The organism is Okeania sp. SIO2F4, assembly GCF_010672385.1.
In the GTDB taxonomy this organism is placed as follows: Bacteria; Cyanobacteriota; Cyanobacteriia; order Cyanobacteriales; family Microcoleaceae; genus Trichodesmium.
Map to the genome: position 1 here is coordinate 1 of NZ_JAAHGT010001414.1, position 1366 is coordinate 1366.

The 1366-nt window shown below is 40.4% G+C and carries 2 protein-coding genes; both read left to right on the top strand.

From position 1 onward, the window contains the following. On the top strand, nucleotides 1-329 hold a 329-nt coding region (locus F6K22_RS40855), incomplete at its 5' end, for a nitrogenase component 1 (RefSeq protein ID WP_293110879.1). Between the two features lie 286 nt (nucleotides 330-615). Further along, nucleotides 616-1366 (top strand): nitrogenase molybdenum-iron protein subunit beta (nifK, locus tag F6K22_RS40860; protein WP_293110881.1); only part of this gene is annotated, 751 nt, incomplete at its 3' end.

Consider the following 1366-nt stretch of genomic DNA (forward strand, 5'->3'; position numbering starts at 1 on the left):
AGCGCTCAATCACTTGGGCCGGTCACGGTGATGACTACAAGCGTACTGCTGAATATGCTCAAGAAGGTACTCTAATCTACGATGACGTTAGTGGCTACGAATTTGAAGAATTTGCTAAGAAATTAAAGCCAGACTTAATTGCTTCTGGTATTAAAGAGAAGTATGTATTCCAGAAGATGGGTATGCCATTCCGTCAAATGCACTCTTGGGATTATTCTGGTCCTTATCACGGTTATGACGGATTCGCTATCTTCGCTCGTGACATGGATCTAGCTCTCAACAGCCCAACTTGGAACTTAATTAAGGCTCCTTGGAAGCAAGCTAGCTAGTAAAAGTTAGAAGTCAGAAGTCAAAAGTCAGAAGTGAGTATATAATTCTGAGGTATCCGTTAACAGAATGTAAGACAAACTTAAGACGGTTAAAAGTATTAATTTTAACCTTTTGGCTCTGACTTTAAAGATAAATTTAGTTAGGAAATGGGGTATGCCATCTCCTCGGCAACCCCAATACAGAAACAAAATTTGAGGAACTGGGAGTTGTAGTTGAGTATTTTCTCTATTCTTCCCTCTTCCTTCCAGAAATTGTAAATCCCTAAACCATAGAGGAATAAACACCATGAGTCAGAATGTAGACAAAATCAAAGATCACTTTCAACTCTTCCAAGAACCAGAATATCAAGAAATGTTCGAGCGGAAGAGAGAATTTGAAGGCGGTCCTTCCAAGGAAGAAGTAGAAAGAGTTCGTGAGTGGACAAAGACTTGGGAATATCGCGAAAAGAACTTTGCTCGTGAAGCTCTAACTATCAACCCTGCTAAAGCTTGTCAGCCTTTAGGTGCAATCTTTGCAGCAGCAGGTTTTGAAGGAACTCTACCTTTTGTACATGGTTCTCAAGGATGTGTTGCTTACTTCCGTTCTCACTTAACTCGTAACTACAAAGAGCCATTCCAAGCTGTTTCCTCTTCTATGACTGAAGATGCTGCGGTATTTGGTGGTCTCAAGAACATGATTGATGGTTTGGCAAACTCTTATACTTTGTACAAGCCTAAAATGATTGCTCTCTGCACAACTTGTATGGCAGAGGTTATTGGAGATGACTTAGGTTCATTCATCACCAACTCCAAAAATCAAGGTGCAGTTCCTCAAGATTTCCCAGTTCCTTTTGCTCACACTCCTAGCTTTGTTGGTTCTCACATCACAGGCTATGATAATATGCTCAAGGGTATTCTGGTAGCTCTAACTGAAGGTAAGAAAGCAGAAACTGATAACGGTAAAATCAACTTCATCCCTGGTTTCGACCCTTACATTGGCAACATCCGGGATTTGAAAGACATTCTATCTTTAATGGATGTTCCTAGCACTATTTTAG